18 protein-coding genes and 1 pseudogene are annotated in these 19412 nt (G+C 70.5%); 5 read left to right on the top strand and 14 right to left on the bottom strand.

All coding sequences use genetic code 11. From position 1 onward, the window contains the following. Together ACFE86_RS13705 and groES are read right to left on the bottom strand one after the other, a co-directional pair. On the bottom strand, window positions 1-355 hold a 355-nt coding region (locus ACFE86_RS13705), incomplete at its 3' end, for a TCP-1/cpn60 chaperonin family protein (protein ID WP_375455881.1). A gap of 82 nt (window positions 356-437) precedes the next feature. Continuing rightward, entirely contained in the window at window positions 438-725 is a 288-nt protein-coding gene (groES, locus tag ACFE86_RS13700) for a co-chaperone GroES (protein WP_375455880.1), read from the bottom strand. A 208-nt stretch (window positions 726-933) separates the two neighbouring features. Here groES and ACFE86_RS13695 point away from each other — a divergent pair, with 208 nt between their 5' ends. Further along, entirely contained in the window at window positions 934-1929 is a 996-nt protein-coding gene (locus ACFE86_RS13695; RefSeq protein WP_375455879.1) for a CorA family divalent cation transporter, read from the top strand. Between the two features lie 10 nt (window positions 1930-1939). On the opposite strand, the gene ACFE86_RS13690 is transcribed toward ACFE86_RS13695, so the two are convergent. The 4 genes and pseudogenes from ACFE86_RS13690 to ACFE86_RS13675 all read right to left on the bottom strand — a co-directional run bounded on the left by ACFE86_RS13690 (window position 1940) and on the right by ACFE86_RS13675 (window position 6089). Further along, window positions 1940-2104 (bottom strand): DUF559 domain-containing protein, encoded by a 165-nt coding sequence (locus tag ACFE86_RS13690; protein WP_375455883.1) that lies wholly within the window; start codon window positions 2102-2104, stop codon window positions 1940-1942. Between the two features lie 167 nt (window positions 2105-2271). Beyond that, on the bottom strand, window positions 2272-2589 hold the full coding sequence (locus tag ACFE86_RS13685) for a DALR anticodon-binding domain-containing protein (protein ID WP_375455882.1): 318 nt from the start codon (window positions 2587-2589) through the stop codon (window positions 2272-2274). After that, a pseudogene (glyS, locus tag ACFE86_RS13680) lies at window positions 2577-4764 on the bottom strand (glycine--tRNA ligase subunit beta); the annotation flags it as partial. The pseudogene glyS and the gene ACFE86_RS13685, both read right to left, overlap by 13 nt. Before the next feature lie 398 nt (window positions 4765-5162). Next, a complete protein-coding gene (locus ACFE86_RS13675; RefSeq protein ID WP_375455878.1) occupies window positions 5163-6089 on the bottom strand; it encodes a glycine--tRNA ligase subunit alpha in 927 nt (308 codons plus the stop codon). A 227-nt stretch (window positions 6090-6316) separates the two neighbouring features. Here ACFE86_RS13675 and ACFE86_RS13670 point away from each other — a divergent pair, with 227 nt between their 5' ends. After that, window positions 6317-6574, top strand: coding sequence for a hypothetical protein (locus ACFE86_RS13670; protein ID WP_375455877.1), 258 nt, complete (start codon window positions 6317-6319; stop codon window positions 6572-6574). 19 nt (window positions 6575-6593) lie between these two features. On the opposite strand, the gene ACFE86_RS13665 is transcribed toward ACFE86_RS13670, so the two are convergent. From ACFE86_RS13665 to ACFE86_RS13655, 3 genes are all read right to left on the bottom strand, one after another. Further along, complete coding sequence (locus tag ACFE86_RS13665) at window positions 6594-7448, bottom strand: S49 family peptidase (protein ID WP_375455876.1); 855 nt, start codon at window positions 7446-7448, stop codon at window positions 6594-6596. 75 nt (window positions 7449-7523) lie between these two features. After that, complete coding sequence (locus ACFE86_RS13660; protein ID WP_375455875.1) at window positions 7524-8267, bottom strand: tRNA1(Val) (adenine(37)-N6)-methyltransferase; 744 nt, start codon at window positions 8265-8267, stop codon at window positions 7524-7526. Beyond that, window positions 8264-8488, bottom strand: coding sequence for a hypothetical protein (locus tag ACFE86_RS13655; protein WP_375455874.1), 225 nt, complete (start codon window positions 8486-8488; stop codon window positions 8264-8266). Before ACFE86_RS13655 ends, ACFE86_RS13660 begins: the two co-directional genes overlap by 4 nt. 161 nt (window positions 8489-8649) lie before the next feature. On the opposite strand from ACFE86_RS13655, the gene ACFE86_RS13650 reads away from it, so the two are divergent. Continuing rightward, on the top strand, window positions 8650-9672 hold the full coding sequence (locus tag ACFE86_RS13650; RefSeq protein ID WP_375455873.1) for a polyprenyl synthetase family protein: 1023 nt from the start codon (window positions 8650-8652) through the stop codon (window positions 9670-9672). A gap of 65 nt (window positions 9673-9737) precedes the next feature. On the opposite strand, the gene ACFE86_RS13645 is transcribed toward ACFE86_RS13650, so the two are convergent. Then, window positions 9738-10613 (bottom strand): 4-(cytidine 5'-diphospho)-2-C-methyl-D-erythritol kinase, encoded by an 876-nt coding sequence (locus ACFE86_RS13645; protein WP_375455872.1) that lies wholly within the window; start codon window positions 10611-10613, stop codon window positions 9738-9740. A gap of 351 nt (window positions 10614-10964) precedes the next feature. Between ACFE86_RS13645 and atzF the strand changes: the two genes are divergently transcribed. Beyond that, window positions 10965-12767, top strand: a complete 1803-nt coding sequence (gene atzF / locus ACFE86_RS13640; protein ID WP_375455871.1) for an allophanate hydrolase — start codon at window positions 10965-10967, stop codon at window positions 12765-12767. A gap of 326 nt (window positions 12768-13093) precedes the next feature. Here atzF and ACFE86_RS13635 read toward each other — a convergent pair whose 3' ends face one another. The 3 genes from ACFE86_RS13635 to ACFE86_RS13625 all read right to left on the bottom strand — a co-directional run bounded on the left by ACFE86_RS13635 (window position 13094) and on the right by ACFE86_RS13625 (window position 16728). Beyond that, entirely contained in the window at window positions 13094-13642 is a 549-nt protein-coding gene (locus ACFE86_RS13635; RefSeq protein ID WP_375455870.1) for an HNH endonuclease, read from the bottom strand. Window positions 13643-14039: 397 nt separating this feature from the next. Next, a complete protein-coding gene (locus ACFE86_RS13630; RefSeq protein WP_375455869.1) occupies window positions 14040-15722 on the bottom strand; it encodes an acyl-CoA dehydrogenase family protein in 1683 nt (560 codons plus the stop codon). A 115-nt stretch (window positions 15723-15837) separates the two neighbouring features. Then, window positions 15838-16728, bottom strand: coding sequence for a DMT family transporter (locus ACFE86_RS13625; RefSeq protein ID WP_375455868.1), 891 nt, complete (start codon window positions 16726-16728; stop codon window positions 15838-15840). A gap of 417 nt (window positions 16729-17145) precedes the next feature. Here ACFE86_RS13625 and ACFE86_RS13620 point away from each other — a divergent pair, with 417 nt between their 5' ends. Beyond that, window positions 17146-18048, top strand: a complete 903-nt coding sequence (locus tag ACFE86_RS13620; protein WP_375455867.1) for a YihY/virulence factor BrkB family protein — start codon at window positions 17146-17148, stop codon at window positions 18046-18048. A 135-nt stretch (window positions 18049-18183) separates the two neighbouring features. On the opposite strand, the gene ACFE86_RS13615 is transcribed toward ACFE86_RS13620, so the two are convergent. Further along, on the bottom strand, window positions 18184-19412 hold a 1229-nt coding region (locus ACFE86_RS13615), incomplete at its 5' end, for an ATP-binding cassette domain-containing protein (RefSeq protein ID WP_375455866.1).

The following is a 19412-nucleotide window of genomic DNA, read 5'->3' as shown; positions in this document are numbered from 1 at the left end:
CGCGCTTGAGGTCCATCGGGTTCATGCCGGCGGCGACGTACTTGGCGCCCTCGCGGACGATCGCCTGGGCGAGCACGGTCGCCGTCGTGGTGCCGTCACCGGCGATGTCGTTGGTCTTCGAGGCCACTTCGCGCACCATCTGCGCGCCCATGTTCTCGAACTTGTCGGAGAGCTCGATCTCCTTGGCGACGGTGACGCCGTCCTTGGTGATGCGGGGGGCGCCGAAGCTCTTCTCGATGACGACGTTGCGGCCCTTGGGGCCCAGCGTCACCTTGACGGCATCCGCGAGGATGTCGACGCCGCGAAGCATCTTGTCGCGCGCGTCGGAGGAGAAACGAACGTCTTTCGCTGCCATGGGCTAAAGTCCTTTTCGTTGGGGAATGCGCCCCAAGGCCGGCTCGGCCTCGAAGGGCGGTGCGGAGGCGTCCGACGATGCTTTAGGCGACGACGCCCATGATGTCGGATTCCTTCATGATCAGGAGTTCCTGACCGTCGATCTTGACCTCGGTGCCCGACCACTTGCCGAACAGGATGCGGTCGCCGGCCTTGACGTCGAGCGCGTTGATGCGCCCGGCCTCGTCGCGAGCGCCGGGGCCGACGGCGATGATCTCGCCCTCCTGCGGCTTCTCCTTGGCGGTGTCCGGGATGATGATGCCGCCCTTGGTCTTCTCTTCGCCTTCGATGCGGCGGACGACGACCCGGTCGTGCAGCGGACGGAACTTCATGAGCTGCCCTCTTGATTGAAATTCGGAAACGGCGTTGATGCCGCGGAAACCCGCGTCCAACCCTGGCCGTTAGCACTCGTCGAAGGTGAGTGCCAAGGCTGGCGGCGGGATAGCCGCGCGTCCTCCTCGTGTCAAGTCTGTCGCACCCGGTCGCGGCCGACGCGCGCAAGGTTTTCCCCGCCGACACCTGCCTACGGACCCCGCCTCGATGCTCAGACTGCACGGTCCCGAGGGCGCGCTCGCGCCGAGCGATGCCGGCGCCGGCGTTCCGGCGCAGGCCGTCTGGATCGACCTGAACGACCCGACCCCGGAGGAGGCCGCGTCCGTCGAGGCCGCCACGGGCCTGCGCGTCCCGTCGCGCAAGGCGCTCTCCGAGGTCGAGAGTTCGAGCCGCCTGCGCCGGCTGAAGCACGGCCTGTCGCTCTCGACGCCGATGATCACCTTCGAGCGCAACGACTCGGTCCTGAAGCCGCTGGGCTTCGTGCTGACCGGCGACCACCTCGTGACCGTGCGCTTCCACGAACTGCGCGCCTTCGCCGAGGTGCGCAAGCGGGTCGACGACGGCGAGACCGCGGCCACCGGCATTGCCGTGTTCCTGCTGCTGATGGAGGAACTGGTCGACAGCCTCGCCGACGCGCTGGAGGACATGGGCGCCGAACTCGACGGCCTCTCGACCCGCATCTTCGACTTCGACGTGCGCGCACGGCCTGCGAAATCCGGCGAGGCCCCCCCGCCCCGGCGCCGCGACATCGCGCTGAAGCGCATCCTGCGCGGCATCGCCCGCCGGGGGAAGGTGCTGGGCAAGATCCGCGCGAGTCTCCTCGGGCTGGAGCGCCTCGTGCCGTTCGTGGCCGGCGCCTGCGAGTCGGTGCTGGGCCAGGAGGAGACGGATTCGCGCTTCGAGACGATCCGGCGGGACATCGAATCGCTCGACGAGTTCGAGACCCGGCTCTCGGAGAACGTCCAGTTCCTCCTCGACGCGGCGCTGGGCCTGATCAACATCGAGCAGAACAACGTGTTTCGCGTGCTGACCGTCGTCTCGGTGGTCGGCGTGCCCCCGACGCTCATCGCCTCGATGTACGGCATGAACTTCAAGGCGATGCCCGAGCTCGACTGGGCCTACGGCTATCCCTACGCCCTCGGGCTGATCCTGGTGAGCGCGGTGGTGCCGGTCGTGGTCTTCCGGATCAAGGGCTGGTTCTGAGGGTCTTGCGTCAGACGACGGGACGGCGTTCGACACAGGCGAAGTCAGCGACGTGGCGATCGATCGGGCATTGTCGCCTGAACTTCCAGCCGTTCCGTTGCCGATTGCGAAGGACGCGCCGAAGCTGGGCTCCCGCACCGGTCTGAGCGCGACGCAGTTCCTGGGCGCGGGTGATTTGAGAGACTAGAGCCGCGCCCGATCACGTTGGATCAGGTCACGACTTTAAGTTCCTGTTTTGACGCGCATTCTTGCGACGAACCGGTACCCACTTCGTCGGACTGCGCTCTATCGCCGCGTGATAGCGCCGTCCGACTCCTCTCCCTGGGAGAAAGGACCCGTAAATCACCCTGCGATCAGCGAGAAGTCCGCGACCTCGCGCGTGGCGGCGCGTAGCGCGTTCAGCAGCGCGAGGCGGTTGGCGCGGAGTGCCGGATCGTCGGCGTTGACGGTGACGTGCTCGAAGAACGCGTCGACCGGGGCGCGCAGCCGCGACAGCGCCCGCATCGCCCCCGAAAAGTCCTCCGCCGCCACCGCTGCGGAGGCGTCCGCCCGCGCCGCAGCCAGCGCCTCGGCGAGCGCGCGCTCCTCGGGCTGGCCGGAAGCGGCGAGCCGCGCGTCGGGCTCCGCGTCGTAGGCGCGGCCGTCCCGCTTCTCCTCGATCCGCAGGATGTTCGAGGCGCGCTTGACGCCGGCCAGCAGGTTTTTTCCGTCCTCGGTGTCGAGGAATTTTCCCAGTGCCTCGACGCGGCGGACGACTTGCAAAAGATCGTCCTGGTCGGGCAGCGCGAAGACGGCGTCGATCAGGTCGTGGCGGGCGCCTTTTTCGCGGAAGTAGACTTTAAAACGCTCTAAAATGAAATCGAGTGTATTTTTAATGACAATCGCAGCGGAAATTCTTGTGCATTCTTCCGTCCGTGATGTCTCCTGCCGTTGCCTTTCGGCTAAATTTTCCGAGAAGACCGGATCATCATCGGGCACGCTCTCCCAAGCAGAAAGGCTGTATCTACGCATATCTGGTAGTGAGTTTGCTATTGCCAGCTTAGCAATTCCGGCTCTTTCTCTGTATCGGCCACACCCATTCACGAAGCCGTCGTAAGTTGGTCTGAAATCGCTCAAATTTGTCGATGAGATTAGCAGCATAAATTCTTTCGTAGCTCCCGTCTCATGTAAAACGGCACCAATCGAAACCTGTTTATCGATCGTATGTAACAATTTTTCTGATCTATTGGACTCTATAATCTCTAATATTGACTCGAATTCTAAAAAATCTCTCTCTAGAGTGCTTTCTATTATAGAGCAATAACAGAATCTAATGTAATCAGCTATCCTGATGTTTCTTTCCATAGACAAAATTAATCTTACCACCCCCAACGCCGCCCGCCGCAACGCATACGGGTCCTTACTCCCCGTCGGCTTCTCATCAATCGCCCAGAATCCCACCAGCGTGTCGAGCTTGTCGGCGAGCGCGACGGCCACCGAGACCGGGTCGTTCGGCACGCGGTCGGAGGGGCCGACGGGCTTGTAGTGCTCCTCGATCGCCGCGCACACGCTTTCGTGCTCCCCCTGGAGCGCCGCGTAGCGGGCGCCCATCAGGCCCTGCAATTCCGGGAACTCGCCGACCATCTCGGTGACGAGGTCGGCCTTGGCGAGCCGCGCGGCGCGCTCGGCCAAATCCGGGTCGGCGCCGACCAGCGGTGCGAGTTCGCGCGCCAGCGCCGCGATGCGCTGCACCCGCTCGCCCTGCGTCCCGAGTTTTTCGTGGAACACGATGGCGTCGAGCTTGGGCAGCCGATCCTCCAGGCGGACCGCCTTGTCCGTCTCCCAGAAGAATTTCGCGTCGGACAGCCGGGCGCGGACCACGCGCTCGTTGCCGGCAATGATCGCGGCGCCCCCATCCGAGGCGATCAGGTTCGAGACCAGGACGAAGGCCGGCGCGAGCCTGTCCGAGCCGCCCTCGCGCAGCACGAAGCACTTCTGGTTGGCGCGGATGGTGGCGCGCACCGCCTCGGCCGGGATGTCGAGGAAGCTCGGGTCGAAGGTGCCCATCAGCACCACCGGCCACTCCACCAGCCCCGCCACCTCCTCCAGCAGGCCGTCGTCCTCCACGAGATCGAGGCCGCGGGCGAAGGCGAGGTCGCGGGCATCGTGCAGGATGATGTCCTTGCGCCGATCCGCGTCGAGCACGACCCTGGCGCGCTCCAGGGCGCGCACGTAGTCGTCGAAGCGGCGCACGGTGATCGCGTCCGGTGCGAGGAAGCGGTGGCCGTAGGTGACGGTGCCGGCCGCGATCCCCTCGACGGAGAAGGGGACCACGTCCGGCGTCTCGGTCTCGGGGCCGAAGGTCGCGACGATCGATTGCAGCGGGCGCACCCAGCGCAACGACCCGGGACGCGCCGAGGCCGCGCCCCAGCGCATCGCCTTCGGCCAGGGGAAGCTCCTGATGACCGCCGGCAGGATCTCGGCCAGCACGTCCAGCGTCGTGCGGCCGGGCCGCTCGATCACCGCGAGGTAGAATTCGCCCTTCTTCGGGTCGTTCACGGTCCGGGCCTGATCGAGGCGCGTCAGCCCTGCGCCCTTGAGGAAGCCCTGCACGGCGGCGTCCGGCGCGCCGACGCGGGGCCCGCGGCGTTCCTCGCGCACCGCATCCCCCCGCGCCGGCAGGCCGGCGACGTGGAGCGCCAGCCGGCGCGGGGTCGCGAAGGCTTTCGCGCCCTCGTACAGGAAGCCGCGCGCGACGAGCGCGTCGGTGACGAGCCGCTTCAGGTCCTCGGCCGCGCGCCGCTGCATGCGGGCCGGGATCTCTTCCGAGCGGAGTTCGAGCAGGAGGTCAGGCATTGCGCGCCGGCGTCTCGTGGATGATGTCGCGGATGCCGCGAGCGATGACGTATGTCGGATTCGAGGTTTCGGCGACCTCGTCGAGGATGCCGATGCGGACCAGCGCGTCGCTAGATAGGTGTTCGTCAGGGTGCGACCGATGCCGTTCGGTTCACCCGGACGCTAGGAAGCGGGGGGCCATCGCGGCTGCGAGCGGAGCAAGATCGAGGTCGCGGGGCGGTAGATCATGGGGCACGAACGCCCATTGGCCACGGTCCGTCTGCGCAAGGCGCCCGCTCGGCGAGTCCGCGGAATCGGCCTTTTTCATAGCCTGCAATCTGGCGACGCGGGATGATAACAAACAGGGTGTTTGTGATAATCGGCCATCGCGGGTTTGTCAGTCCTGACAATCGGTCGTCTCAGGCCCCGCCCCCTGCCGTCCGCAGCCACGCCGCCCCGCAGGCCTTGGCCAGTTCGCGCACGCGCAGGATGTAGCTCTGGCGCTCGGTGACCGAGATCACGCCGCGGGCGTCGAGCAGGTTGAAGACGTGGCTCGCCTTGATGCACTGGTCGTAGGCCGGCTGCACCATGCGGTGGCGTGCGGTCTCGCTCTCGGGCGCGCCGGCGTCGAGGTAGCTGCGGCAGGCCGTCTCGGCATCCGTGAACTGGCGGAACAGCATGCCGGTGTCGGCCGCCTCGAAGTTGTGGCGCGAGTATTCCTGCTCGGCCTGAAGGAACACGTCGCCGTAGGTGACCTTGTCCGGGCCCTCGGCTCCGTTGAAGTCGAGGTCGTAGACGTTCTCGACCCCCTGGACGTACATGGCGAGCCGCTCGAGACCGTAGGTGAGCTCGCCCGAAACCGGCGCGCATTCGAGGCCCGCGACCTGCTGGAAGTAGGTGAACTGCGAGACCTCCATGCCGTCGCACCAGCATTCCCAGCCCAACCCCCAGGCGCCGAGGGTCGGGCTCTCCCAATCGTCCTCGACGAAGCGGATGTCGTGGAGCTTCAGGTCGATGCCGATCGCGGCGAGCGAGGCGAGGTAGAGCTCCTGCAGGTCGTCGGGGTTCGGCTTCAGGATCACCTGGAACTGGTAGTAGTGCTGCAGCCGGTTCGGGTTCTCACCGTAGCGCCCGTCCTTGGGCCGCCGCGACGGCTGGACGTAGGCCGCCTTCCACGGCTTCGGTCCTAGCGCCCGCAACGTGGTGGCCGGATGGAAGGTGCCCGCGCCCACCTCCATGTCGTAGGGCTGGAGGATCACGCAACCCTCAGTCGCCCAGAATCGCTGGAGCGTCAGGATCAATCCCTGGAACGAGCTCTTGGCGGCGCGATCGGGTTCGCTCGTCATGGGTGGACCGTACCATCGCTGGGCGGGAGGCGCGGGGCAGCGTTTAAGAGCGTCCTCAGGGGTGTCAAGCAACGCGCCCGCGTCCCAGCCGCGAGCCCGCGTGCGGCCCCGCACGGATTGCGGCGCAATTTCGGCGGAGAAGCGGAACCGCCAAGCCACGGCCAAGTTTATTGGCCAATCAGGGGATATCGGCCGCTCGCCCGGCCGAACGCTACGGAAGACCAGTCATGCGCAAGCTCGCGAAGAACGTCACGGTATTCGCCGCCCTCGCCGCCGCCTCCCTCGTCGCCACGCCGCTGGTGATGGGCGCGAGCAACGCCTTCGCCACCGCGGAGGCGGGTTCCGCCGCCCCGGCGCCGGTCGCGGCGCCGGTCGAACGCGCGCCCGTCGCCGCGCCGGTCGCCAAGGGCGAGACCTGCACGCGCAAGGTGCGGGTCGTCTACGGCGGCTACGGCACGCCCGACGCCGCCTGCATCGCGCGCTGAGCCGAAGCGCCGGGCCGTCTCACAACCCGTAGCGGGCCCAGGCCGCCCGCTCCTCGATCGCGGCGATCGCCGCGTCGGCCAGACCGATCCCGCCGGGCGCCGCACGCCGCAGCAGCCGGGCGACGAACGAGCCCTTGGCCTCCGCGACCAGCCTGAGATCGACGGTCTCGCCGAACTTTGCGCGCAGCGTCGAGCGGATGTCGCCGATCGCGTCGACGAGCCCGAGGTCCAGCGCCTGCCGACCGGTCCAGATCGCTCCGGTGAACAGATCCTCGCCGGTCTTCAGGGTCGGGCGCCGCGCGGTGACGAGCGCGGTGAACAGCGCCTGCACGTCGGCCTGAATGCGCAGCAGCCGCTCGACGTCGGCCGGCTCCTCCGGCCTGAACGGATCGAGCATCGCCTTCGCCTCGCCCTGCGTGTGGACCCGGCGCTCGACGCCGATCCGCGCGATCAGCTTGTCGAACCCGAAGCCCGCCGAGACCACGCCGATCGAGCCGACGACCGAGGTCGGGTCGGCGACGATCTCGTCGGCCGCGCACGCGATCATGTAGCCGCCGGACGCCGCCACGTCCTCGACGAAGGCGAAGACCGGCAGCCTCTTCTCTTCGGCCAGATCCCGGATGCGGCGGTGGATCAGGTGGGACTGGGCCGGCGCGCCGCCCGGCGAGTTGATCACGATCGCCACCGCGACGGCGCCGGGCATCGCGAAGGCCCGCTCCAGGCTCCCGGCCACCGTGCCGATCGACAGGCCGGGCCGCAGCGGCGAGACCGCGCCGATGGCGCCGTTCAGGCGCACCACCGCGACCCGCGGTCGCCGCGTACGGAATTTTCCCGGCAACAGCGCGCGGAGAGGTTCGGGCAAGGCGAACGGCATCGGGTCTCGATCGTCGGGTGAGGGGCCACCTGGGAAGTGGGCCTCGGCCGCCCGGCAGCAAGGCTTGTGGCCGGATCAGGGCGGTTGGCCGCGGTGGAGCCGCTCGGCCTCCGGCGTGAAGCGGCCGTCGGCGTCCTGGAGCACCAGCGGCGGCAGGAGTTCGAGCGGCGCATGGCTGCCCTTCACCGCCGCGATCAGCACCCGGATCGCTGGCCGCCCGGCGCGGGCGTGGACGGGGCGGATCGCGAGCGCGCCAAAGCGGTTGCGGAGCGCGTCGAGGCAGGCCGGCAGCGCGTCCGCCCGGTGGACGAGGCCGAGCCGCCCGCCCGGCCGCAACAGGTCGGTGCAGGTGCGCATCCAGGTCTCAAGCCCGCCGGCGGTGAAAGCGTGGGCGGCGGCCTTGCCCGCGTCCGGCGAGGGGCGGTGCCGGCCCGGCTCGAAGAACGGGGGATTGGTGAGAACGATGTCGGCAAGCTCCGGTACGAGCCCGGCCGCGCGCCGCTCCGCACCTGCGGCGAGCACGTCGGCCTCGACGACCCCGACGCGATCGGCGAGGCCGTTGAGCCCTGCGTTGCGGCGCGCCATGTCGGCCAGGACCGGCGCGTTCTCGATCAGCACGATGCGGCAGCCCGGCGTCAGCGCAGCGCATGCGAGCCCCACCGCACCCGTTCCGGCACCCACGTCGCAGACCGTGTCGCCGTCCTGCGGCGCGATCAGGCGGGCGAGCAGAACCGCGTCCGTCCCGGCGCGGTGGCTGCCGCGCGGCGGCTGGAACAGGCGCAAGGTGCCGCCGAGGAACCGGTCCGGCTCCGTCGTCATGCGGTCCCGGCGCGCAATGCGCGGGCGCGGCCGGCCTCCAGGCGGTGCGCCGGCGCGCCCTGGTCCCCCGGCCCCGGCAGGCGGCGGAGGAGGGCGCCGATCGAGCCCGCCCTCAGGCTCACGGGGACGGCGGCGACGGGCACCGTGATCCCGGCACCGCCCGAGCGCGACAGCGCGAAGCCGGTCGGGGCAAGGTCGTCGGTGCGGATCGGCGCGATCATCGCGGCCTTGCCTGGATGGGGGTGGCGCTTTCGCCGCGTGCGGCCCGGCGTGCGCCGGCACCATATCCGGTTTCTCCCGCGCGTGTTGCGGCGCCAGGAACCCCATGCGAAGGGGTGGCGCCGACCGTGCGCAGTCGAATTCGGTCTGGAGGCATCGGACCTTGGGTGTCGTCGTTTCCATCGAAGAGGGCCGCTCCGACGCGGAGGCGAGCCTCGCCGATCTCGTGGCCCTGGTGGCGCACGGCATGGAGCGGGTGAACGCCCAGATCTTGTCGCGCACCGGCTCGGACGTGGCGCTGATCCCCGAGGTCGCCAACCATCTGATCGATTCCGGGGGAAAGCGCCTGCGGCCGATCCTGACCTTGGCCACCGCCGGCTTGTGCGGCTATGCCGGCGCGGACGGCGACGTGAAGCTCGCCGCCAGCGTCGAGTTCATGCACACGGCGACCCTGCTGCACGACGACGTGGTCGACGGCAGCGACATGCGCCGCGGCCGGGTCGCGGCCCGCATCAGGTGGGGCAACGAGGCCAGCGTGCTCGTCGGCGACTTCCTGCTGGGGCAGGCGTTCCGGATGATGGTCGAGGTCGGGTCCCTGCGCGCCCTCGACATCCTCTCGGCCGCCGCCACGGTGATCGCCGAGGGCGAGGTGATGCAGCTCACCGCGGCCAAGAACACCGGCACCTCCGAGGATGCGTACCTCGCCGTCATCCGCGCGAAGACCGCGGAGCTGTTCGCGGCCGCCTGCGAGGTCGGCCCGGTGCTGGCCGGACGCTCCGAGGCCGAGCAGGCGGCCTGCCGCGCCTACGGCATGAACCTCGGCATCGCCTTCCAGCTCATCGACGACGTGCTCGATTACGGCGGCACCAGCGCGGCTTTGGGCAAGAACGTCGGCGACGATTTCCGCGAGGGCAAGATCACCCTGCCGATCGTGCTCGCCGTCCGGCGCGGCACGGACGCGGAGCGTGCCTTCTGGCGGCGCACGCTGCAGGAGGGGACGCTCGTGGACGGCGACTTGGAGGCCGCCCACGCGATCCTGCGCCGGCACGGGGCGCTGGAGGACACCGTCGCCCGCGCCCGCGACTACGGCACGCTCGCCCGCGACGCCCTCAAGCCCTTCCCGCCGAGCCCGATCAAGTCGGCCCTGCTCCAGGTCGTGGATTTCTGCGTTGCGCGGGTGCACTGACCGGCGCTGGGACCATGCCGGTTCATTGCACCTTTCGACGCCGGCGGCGGACCCGCGGGCGCGCTTCAGCGCAGGTAGGTCGCGACCGTCCACCAGCCGGGCTTAGCCGCAGCGATGGCCCGCGCCGCGCGCGAGGCGGCGTGCCGGTCGGAGAACACCGCGAACACCGTCGCGCCCGAGCCCGACATCCGCGCGAGCCGGCATCCGGGCTGGGCTCGGAGCGACGCCAGCGCCGTGCCGATCACCGGCGCCACGCTCAGCGCCGGGGCTTCGAGGTCGTTGCGCGCGGACCGAATCGCCGCCAGCAGCGTCTCGGCATCCGCATCCGGGGGGATCGCGGGGTGGGCCGCCCCCGCCAGCTTGTCCCCGACCTGGAGGCCGAGTGCCTTGAACACCGGCGCCGTCGGCACCGGCACGCCGGGATTGATCAGCACCGCCGGCAGGGGCTTCAACCCGAGCGCCGGCCCGATCGCCTCGCCGGCGCCGCGCATCATCCGCGCCCGCGGCTCAAGGCAGACCGGCACGTCGGCGCCGGTCGCGCGCGCTGCCGCGATCACCGCCGGGTGGTCGAGGGGCAGGCGGTTCAGTTCGGCGAGCAGCCGCAGGGCCGAGGCCGCGTCCGACGAGCCGCCGCCGATCCCCGCCGCCACCGGCAGGCGCTTCACGAGGCCGAAGGCGCCGAGCCGCAGGCCCGGCACGCGCTCGGCGAGGTGCCGCGCGACCCGCAGCACGAGGTTGTCCGCGGTCGGGCCAGCCGGACCCGCCGTCGGGCCGCTCGCGGTCAGCGACAGCGCCGGGGCCGGCGCGAGCGTCAGCGCATCGGCGGCGCCGGCGAAGGCGACGAGGCTCTCCAGCGCATGGTAGCCGTCGCCCGGACGCCGTCCGAGGACGTGCAGGGTGAGGTTGATCTTCGCCGGAGCGCGGGTGGTGAGGCGGGTCACGGGCTCTCGTCGGAAGGGTCGTGGCGGCCCGGCAGGCCATACGCGGCGCATGGTGCCGCGGCAATCCGCCGAGCGCACGGCGGATATCGGGTCCCTTCGCGAGGGAAATCATGCGCTGTCGCGATTGAAATCCGGAGCCTTTTCCAGCGAGGTGGATGCCGGCTGGCGTGAAGGAGATGCGACTTCGCAAAGAGAGAACAATGTCCGTGATCCAAAGGTCATGGACATTGCTCTCGGTACCACCGGCCTCGGCTACCCCGCGTGAGTAGAACCTAAGCGTGCATGTTCCGGTTTCGACGCACGCCCGGATAGCACGTTTCCAGTGAGCGCATTTGACCGCGAGGACGCGACGTGCCGCCATTCCCGACGATCCCCGCCCTGCACGCGGCCTACGCCGCTGGCGCCGACCCGCACGCGATCCTCTCCGCGCTCTACCGCCGCATCGCGGCCGCCGACGATCCCGGCATCTTCCTGGCGCTGGTGCCGGAGGCGGACGCGCGGGCGGCGATCGACGCCCTCGGGCCCTTCGACGCGGACGAGAAGCCGCTCTGGGGCGTGCCGTTCGCCGTGAAGGACAACGTCGACGTCGCGGGCCTGCCGACGACGGCCTCCTGCCCCGCCTTCGCCTACGTTCCGGCCGAGACGGCCCACGCGGTGGCGCGGCTGCTGGCGGCCGGCGCGATCCTGGTCGGCAAGACCAACCTCGACCAGTTCGCCACCGGCCTGGTCGGCGTGCGCACGCCCTATCCCGTGCCGCGCAACGCCCTCGATCCGGCCTACGTGCCGGGGGGCTCCAGCAGCGGTTCGGCGGTGGCGGTGGCCCGCGGCCTCGTCGCCTTCGCGCTCGGCACCGACACGGCGGGCTCCGGCCGGGTGCCGGCGGGGCTGAACAACGTCGTCGGGCTGAAACCCTCCCTCGGCAGCGTCTCGTCGCGCGGGATGGTGCCGGCCTGCCGGACGCTCGACACCCTCTCGGTCTTCGCCGGCACCGTGGCCGACGCCGACGCCGCGTTCCGCGTGATGGCCGGCCCCGATCCCGCCGACCCGTGGTCGCGCGATCTGCCCCTGCCGGCGGCGCCCGCCGCGATCCCGCCGGGCCTGCGCCTCGGGGTGCCGGATGCGGCCGGCCGGCACTTTTCCGGCGACGCCCTCGCCGAGGCCGCCTTCGACGCGGCGCGCGCCGACCTCGAAGGGCTGGTCGGACCGGGCGCCCCGGTGGACTTCGCGCCGATGTTCGCCACCGCGCGCCTGCTCTATGCCGGCCCCTGGGTGGCCGAGCGTTATCAGGCGATCCGTGCGCTGATCGAGGAAACGCCGGACGCCCTGCATCCGACGACGCGGGCGGTGATCGCGCTTGCGAGAAACTTCAGCGCGGCCGACGCCTTCGCCGGGCTCTACCGCCTGGCCGAGCTGCGCCGCGAGGCGGATGCGATCTGGGGCGCGGTCGATCTGCTCGCGGTGCCGACCTATCCGCGCCCGCGCACGCTCGCCGATCTCGCCGCCGACCCGATCGGGCCCAACAGCGAGCTCGGCACCTACACCAACTTCGTCAACCTGCTTGACTGGTGCGCGCTCGCCGTCCCCGGGCGCTTCCGGGCCGACGGATTCCCGTCGGGACTGACGCTGCTCGCCCCGCGCGGCCGGGACGGGCTGCTCGCCGCGGTCGGCGCCCGGCTGCACGCGGCCGCCGGCGTGCCGATCGGGGCGAGCGCCGAGCCGGTGCCGGCGCCCGCCGAGAGCCCGGCGCGGGCAGCGCCCGGCGAGATCGAATTGGCGGTCGTCGGCGCGCATCTCTCGGGGCTCGCCCTGAACGGCGAACTCACCGGGCTCGGCGCCCGCTTCCTGCGCGCCGTGCCGACCGCGCCGGACTACCGCCTCCACGCGCTCCCCGGCGGTCCGCCGCATCGGCCGGGGCTGCTCCGGGTCGCGGCCGGCACGGGCGCCGCGATCGAGACCGAAGTGTGGGCGCTTCCGCCGGCGGCGTTCGGCAGCTTCGTCGCGGGCATTCCGGCGCCGCTCGGCATCGGCACGCTGCGGCTCGCCGACGGCACCGGCCCGAAGGGTTTTCTGGTAGAGGCCGAGGGGATCGCCGGGGCGGAGGAGATCTCGCGGTTCGGCGGGTGGCGCGGGTTCCTGGCGCGGGACGGGAGGTGAGGCGACCCAAGCAGGCTTGCGTGGCTTCGCCCACGCAAGCCTGCTTGGGTCTCTCTGTCGGCGTATCGTTTTTCTCCGCGAACCGCGGTCCACTTCGCGGCAATGATGCTTAGAGCCGTGCCCGACCACGTTGGGTCGGGTACGGCTCCAGGTCCTTGTTTTGACGTGCTTGCCTGCGAAGAACCGGTATCCACGTCGTTGGGAAGCACTCTAAGCAGGCTCGCGTTGGCAGGCCAACGCTTCGCCCGCTTAGCTCCTTGGTCTGTCGCAGGTCTTTTTCGCAAAACCGCGGGGCACTTTTGCGAAACCTGCTTAGCCGCCTCCGATCACGTTTCCAGTTCGCTGTCCCAGTAGAGGTAGTCGAGCCAGGTGTGGTGATATTCCCGGTGGTCGAATTCCGGCTGGCGGTGGTGCAATTCGTAGCGGGTCGGCCGGCGCGGCTCGTTGAGGAGCGGCATCTCGGCCTCGCGCGGGGTGCGGTTGGCCTTGCGCAGGTTGCACGGGCTGCAGGCGGCCACGACGTTCTCCCAGGTCGAGAGCCCGCCGCGCGAGCGCGGGTTGACGTGGTCGAAGGTCAGGCCGCCCGACGGCAGGCGCAGGCCGCAATACTGGCAGGAGAAGCCGTCGCGCAGGTAGATGTTGTAGCGTGTGAAGGCCGGGCTGCGGGCGAGCGTGACGTAGTTCTTCAGCGCCACCACGCTCGGCACCTTGAGCGAGCGGCTCGGGCTGCGCGCCTCGACGTCGTAGCTCGCCACCAGCGTCACGCGGTCGAGGAACAGGGCGGTGAACGCGTCCTTCCAGCACCACAGCGACAGCGGGTTGTAGGAGAGCGGCCGGTAATCGGCGTTGAGGACGAGGGTCTGGAGGTCCATCATCGGCGCGACTCTTCGAACGCAAGCCATGCGGGACAACGCGCGAGCGGGCCCGGACGCGCCGTCCCGGACACGGGATCGGCGGAGCGAGGGAGGGCTCCGCCGCGGCGCGGCGCGGGCTGAGGGGACGCGCCGTCGGCCGGGCGCGTCGGGCGACCGGCGGGGGCGGATACATCCGGCTCGCGGCGGGGCCCGGGTGCCATCCCGGTCGCTCCCAGCCCTTCGCGTGATGACGAAAAGGCCCTGTCCATCGGGGCTTAGTCTAATAGCAGCGTGACAGCCTTGTGAAGCTCCCCCCTGTCGCGGGCCATGCCGCACCCACAGGCGGGTGGCGCGGGGACGCGCGTCGCGGGACCGGTGAGCGCCGGTCCGATCGGAAGACGGGACGCGATCCGTCCGCTCACGCCGCCTCGAGCAGCCGCCTGGCGATCACCTGCGCCTGGATCTCGGCCGCGCCCTCGAAGATCGAGAGGATGCGGGCGTCGCAGAGCACGCGGCTGATCGCGTATTCGAGCGCGAAGCCGTTGCCGCCGTGGATCTGGAGCGCGTTGTCGGCGGCAGCCCACGCGACGCGGGCGCCGAGGAGCTTGGCCATGCCGGCCTCGAGGTCGCAGCGCTTGCCCGCGTCCTTCTCGCGGGCGGAGAAGTAGGTGAGCTGGCGGGCGATGTTGATCTCCACCGCCATCATCGCGAGCTTGTCGGCCACCCGCGGGAAGCTGATCAGGGGTTTTCCGAACTGCACCCGGTCCTCGGCGTAGCGCAGGCCGAGGTCGAGCGCCGATTGCGCCACGCCGACGGCACGCGCCGCCGTCTGGATGCGGGCCGATTCGAAGGTCTGCATCAGTTGCGCGAAGCCCTTGCCCTCGACCTCGCCCAACAGATTGCCGGCGGGGACGGAAAAATCCTCAAAAGCGAGCTCGTATTCCTTCATCCCGCGATAGCCCAGCACCTCGATCTCGCCGCCGGTGAGGCCGGCGACCGGGAACGGGTCCGCGTCGGTGCCGCGGGGCTTTTCCGCGATCAGCATCGACAGGCCGCGGTGGCCCTTCTCCTCCGGCTTGGTGCGCACGAGCACCGTCATGATGTCGGCGCGCACGGGGTGCGTGATCCAGGTCTTGTTGCCCGAGATCCGCCACGCCTCGCCGTCGCGCACCGCCCTGGTGCGGAGCGACGCCAGGTCCGAGCCGGTGTTCGGCTCGGTGAACACCGCGGTCGGCAGGATGTCGCCGGACGCGATGCCTGGCAGGAAGCGTTGCTTCTGCTCCTCGGTGCCGCCGCACAGGATCAGCTCGGCGGCGATCTCCGAGCGGGTGCCGAGCGAGCCGACGCCGATATAGGCCCGCGACAGCTCCTCCGAGACCACGCACATCGAGATCTTCGGCAGGCCCATGCCGCCGTATTCCTCGGGGATGGTCAGGCCGAAGACGCCGAGCTCGGCCATCTTGGTGACGACCTCCATCGGGATGTAGGCGTTGTTCAGGTGCCATTCGTGCGCCTGGGCCACGACCTCGGCCTTGCCGAAGCGGCGCATCTCGGAGCGGATCGCCTCCATGTCCTCGTCGAGGCCGGAATCGCCGATCGTCGCGGAGCCGCTGCCCTCGCGGATCTTGCCGACGAGCGCGGCGCGGTTCTCCGGCGTGTTGCCGTCGGCGATCAGCGCCTCGACGGCGTCCGTGCGGAACTGCTGCACCTCGCGGGCCGACAGCCCGAGCGAGCCCGTCGGGCGCACCATCTCGCCCTGGCTCATCGGAAGCCCCGAGAACATCTGGTCGAGGTATTCGCCCGCGCCGATCCGCACGAGCAGCGTCTCGGTCTCGCCGAGCCGGCCGGCGGCGCGGAGGTTTTCCGCGTAGGCGCCGAGCTCGCGCACCGCCTCGCCGTAGGTGGCGATCCAGGCGAGCCCGTGGGCGGCGTGCTGCTCGGCTTCCATCCGGCCCGCGTCGACCTTGCCGTCCGGGCCGAGCACGCGGGTGCGGACCCGGCGGGTCGCCTCGGCGACGAGCTTCCGGGCGGATTCGCCGGCAGCCTTCGTCAGGGCGACGAGATCCTGCGGCGCGGACTGGAAGGCGGGCGAGGCGGACATGGCGGGCACTCTCGTCTGAACGTTTCCGGTTATCGGCAATATAGGTCAGGTCGGGGCCGGCGACGCAAATTCTTCGTCGCGCCGGTTGCAATTCGGCGTGAAGCCCGGATGCCGCTCAGCCCCGGCTCGCCACCGCGACGCCGATCGCCGCGACCGCCATGCCGGCGACCTGCACCGGCGTCAGCGCCTCGCCGAACATCAGGTAGGCGAGGCCCGCCGAGACCGGCGGCACCAGGAACAGCAGCGCCGAGACGCCGGCCACCGCGCCGCGGCGGATCAGCAGCAGCAGCAGCAGGATGCCGGCCACCGAACTCACCAGCACCGACCACGCCATCCCGAGCCAGACCGGCAGCAGCAGCGGCACGGAGAGGCCGTCGCCGGAGGCGAGCGCCAGCGGCACCGCGACCCCGCAGGCACCGACGAACTGCAGCGTCGCGGTGGCCAGGAGATCGGCGTCCGCGCCCGTGCGCTTCTGCCAGAGGGTGCCGAGCGTGATCGCCGCGATGGCGCCGGCGCAGGCGGCGAGCGCCACCGGCGGGATGCCGGCCGCGCCCGCGGCGCCGATCTTCGGAGCGAGCACGAGGCCCGCGCCGAGGAAGCCGAGGCCGATCCCGAGCCAGCGCCGCCGGCTCACCACCTCGCCGAGCACCGGCCCGGCGAGCATCGCGGTCACCAGGGGCTGCAGGCTGCCGACCAGCGCCGCGATGCCGGCAGGCAGACCGCGATGGATCGCCCAGAACACGCCGATGATGTAGAGCCCCTGCATCAGCACGCCGGCGACGAGCGCATCGCGCCAGCCGGCCCGCGTCCGCGGCCAGCGCGCGCCGAAGGCCAGCGCGATCGCCGCCAGCACCAGCGCGACGCCGATCACCCGCAACGCCACGAAGGGCAGCGGCTCGGCATGGGGCGCCACGAAGCGCGCCGCGATGAAGCCGGTCGACCAGATCAGGACGAACAGGCTCGGAATCAGGATCTTCGCGAACGGGACCGACGACGGAACTGGCATGGCGCCGCGCAGGCAGCACGCGCGGGAGCCGATGACAACCGGAAAAGACGACAACCGGAAAACCGGCGGGGCGCCCATGCGCGAGCTTACAGAGCGATCGCTTGAAAACGCTTGCCCTGCTTGTTCCTCGGCCTCGATCGCCGGCGCCCGCCTCCGCGGGCTTGGGCTTTCGCGTCGCGCGACGCTTTTCAGGACCTGGCGTCCTGAAAAGCCCGCTCCGCGGGGCGCTCTTCGCGCCCAGAGTCCGCAACAGCGGCTTCAAGCGATCGCCCTGCACGGGCTCCCCGCGGGCCTTGCGTTGCTCGACGGCTTCACGGCATGCCCCACCGCGTGCGGCCGCCCGCCCTGCGTTGACGGGTGCCGCCGGCCCGCCACGTATCGCGGTCGGGATCGACCCTCGGGACAGCATCACCGGACGTGAGACGCCTCCGCACCGCCCTGGACGTGGCCGGCATCGCCGCGCAACGCTTCGTCTCCCATGACGGCTGGGCGATCGCGAGCCACATCGCGCTGTCGATCCTCACCTCGCTGTTCCCGTTCCTGATCCTGCTTGCGGCGCTGGCCGGCCTGTTCGGCACCAAGTCGCTCGCCGACGAGGCCGGGGTGCTGATCTTCGACGCGTGGCCGCGCGAGGTCGCCAAGCCCATCGTCGGCGAGGTCCACCGGGTGCTCACCGAGCAGCGGGGCGGGGTGCTGACGGTCGGCGCGCTGCTGGCCCTCTACTTCTCGTCGTCCGGCGTCGAGAGCCTGCGCGTCGGGCTGAACCGCGCCTACGGGCTTCGCGAGATGCGGCCGTGGTGGCTGACGCGGCTCGAATCGATCGGCTACGTCGTGTGCGGCGCCTGCGCGATGCTGGCTTTCGCGCTGCTCGTGGTGCTCGGGCCGCTGATCTGGCGCAACGTCGTGCTCGTGGCGCCGGGGCTGGAGCCCCTGAGCCTCACCGTGGCGATCGGCCGGATCGGCATCACCGCCTTCCTCCTCGCCCTGGTGCTCATCATCGCCCACAAGTTCGTCGCCGCCGGGCGGCGCTCGTTCCGCGCGGTGCTGCCGGGCATCGGCGTGACGCTGCTGCTGTGGTTCTTCGCGGGCTTGGGCTTCGGGTACTACCTCGACCGCTTCTCGAACGCCTACGCCTCGACCTACGGCGGGCTCGCCACCGCGATGGTGTTCCTCGTGTTCCTGTACTGGCTGGCTGCGATGTTCCTGTTCGGCGGCGAGATCAACGGCACGGTGATCGCGGCCAAGCGCAGCCGGCTGCGGGCGCGGATGCAGGCGCGGCAGACCCCCACGCCGGCCCAGCCCAAGGCGACGGCGTTGTGAACCCCACGGCGATCGTCTGGGACGCCCATGGCGGCGTCCTCCGCAGCCGCGATCCGCGTGGCGTCGTCGGCCTCGCTCAGGATGACGAGGCGCCGGCCGGCCGGTGTCGCGAAAGCCTGCGCCTGCCTGAGGCCCTCACGCCGCCAGCGCCAGCCCGGCATCCTGGTCGTCGGCCTCCGCGGCCATGAACTGCGCCCGCGCCAGTTCCGCGAAGCGGCCGTTCTGCGCGACGAGCCCATCGAAGGTGCCCGATTCGACGATCCGTCCCTCGTGGAAGACGAGGATGCGGTCGGCGTTGCGGATCGTGGCGAGGCGGTGGGCGATGACGAAGGTGGTGCGGCCCTCCATCACCGCCTCCAGCGCACCCTGGAGCCGGCGCTCGGTGGCGGCGTCGAGCGCGCTCGTCGCCTCGTCGAGGATCAGGATCGGCGGGTTCTTGAGCAGCGCCCGGGCGATCGAGAGGCGCTGGCGCTCGCCGCCGGACAGCGAGCGGCCGCGCTCGCCGATCACCGTGTCGAGGCCGTCGGGCTGGCGCGCCAGGAACGCGGTCGCCTGGGCGCGCTCCAGCGCGTCGAGCATCTCGGCGTCGGTGGCGTCGGGGCGGCCGACCTGGAGGTTCTCGCGGATCGAGCGGGCAAACAGCATCGGCTCCTGGAACACCACGCCGATGTTGTGGCGCAAGCTGGCGAGGCCGACGTCGCGGATGTCCAGGCCGTCGACGCGGATCGCGCCGGCCGACGGGTCGAAGCTGCGGTGCAGGAGACCCAGCGTCGTCGACTTGCCGGAGCCGGTGGTGCCCACGAGCGCCACGGTCTCGCCGGCCCGCGCCGTGAACGACACGCCGTCGAGCGCCTTGCGGCGTCCGTCGTAGGAGAAGCCGACATCGTCGAACGCCACGTCGCCGGCAAACCGCGTCACCGGCACGGCGTGCGCACGGTCGCGCACGGCCGGCACGGTGTCGAAGATCGCGAAGAACTCGGCGATCTTCGGGGCCTGCTGGAACAGACCGTTGACGAAGCTCACGATGTGGTCGAGGCGCGAGACCAGGGCGGTGGCCAGGCTCATGAAGGCCACGACCTCGCCGACCGTGGTCGAGCCGGCCTGGTAGAGCACGATGCCGGTGACGAAGACCGCGGTCATGGTGATCGTGGCCGATGCCCGCGTCGCGACGTTGGCGAGCGCCCACCACGACAGCACCGGGATCTGCGCGGCAAGCAGGTCGCCGATGATCGAGCGCATCGCATCCTTCTCGGCCTTGGCGCGGGTGAAGGACTGGATCACCGCGACGTTGCCCAGCGCGTCGGAGGCGTGCGCGGCCAGCCCCGAGTTGAAGAACTCGACCCGGTCCTGGAGCGTCTCGGTGC

It is taken from the genome of uncultured Methylobacterium sp. (assembly GCF_964244095.1).
In the GTDB taxonomy this organism is placed as follows: domain Bacteria; phylum Pseudomonadota; class Alphaproteobacteria; order Rhizobiales; family Beijerinckiaceae; genus Methylobacterium.
This window is presented reverse-complemented; position numbering and strand designations above follow the sequence as displayed.

Excerpts from the sequence above, each read along its gene's own strand:
- ACFE86_RS13670 (WP_375455877.1), top strand. The coding sequence starts at position 6,317 with ATGCGCAAGCTCGCGAAGAACGTCACGGTATTCGCCGCCCTCGCCGCC.
- groES (WP_375455880.1), bottom strand. The coding sequence starts at position 725 with ATGAAGTTCCGTCCGCTGCACGACCGGGTCGTCGTCCGCCGCATCGAA.
- ACFE86_RS13665 (WP_375455876.1), bottom strand. The coding sequence starts at position 7,448 with ATGCCGTTCGCCTTGCCCGAACCTCTCCGCGCGCTGTTGCCGGGAAAA.
- ACFE86_RS13625 (WP_375455868.1), bottom strand. The coding sequence starts at position 16,728 with ATGCCAGTTCCGTCGTCGGTCCCGTTCGCGAAGATCCTGATTCCGAGC.
- ACFE86_RS13630 (WP_375455869.1), bottom strand. The coding sequence starts at position 15,722 with ATGTCCGCCTCGCCCGCCTTCCAGTCCGCGCCGCAGGATCTCGTCGCC.
- ACFE86_RS13655 (WP_375455874.1), bottom strand. The coding sequence starts at position 8,488 with ATGATCGCGCCGATCCGCACCGACGACCTTGCCCCGACCGGCTTCGCG.
- ACFE86_RS13660 (WP_375455875.1), bottom strand. The coding sequence starts at position 8,267 with ATGACGACGGAGCCGGACCGGTTCCTCGGCGGCACCTTGCGCCTGTTC.
- ACFE86_RS13695 (WP_375455879.1), top strand. The coding sequence starts at position 934 with ATGCTCAGACTGCACGGTCCCGAGGGCGCGCTCGCGCCGAGCGATGCC.
- ACFE86_RS13635 (WP_375455870.1), bottom strand. The coding sequence starts at position 13,642 with ATGATGGACCTCCAGACCCTCGTCCTCAACGCCGATTACCGGCCGCTC.
- ACFE86_RS13675 (WP_375455878.1), bottom strand. The coding sequence starts at position 6,089 with ATGACGAGCGAACCCGATCGCGCCGCCAAGAGCTCGTTCCAGGGATTG.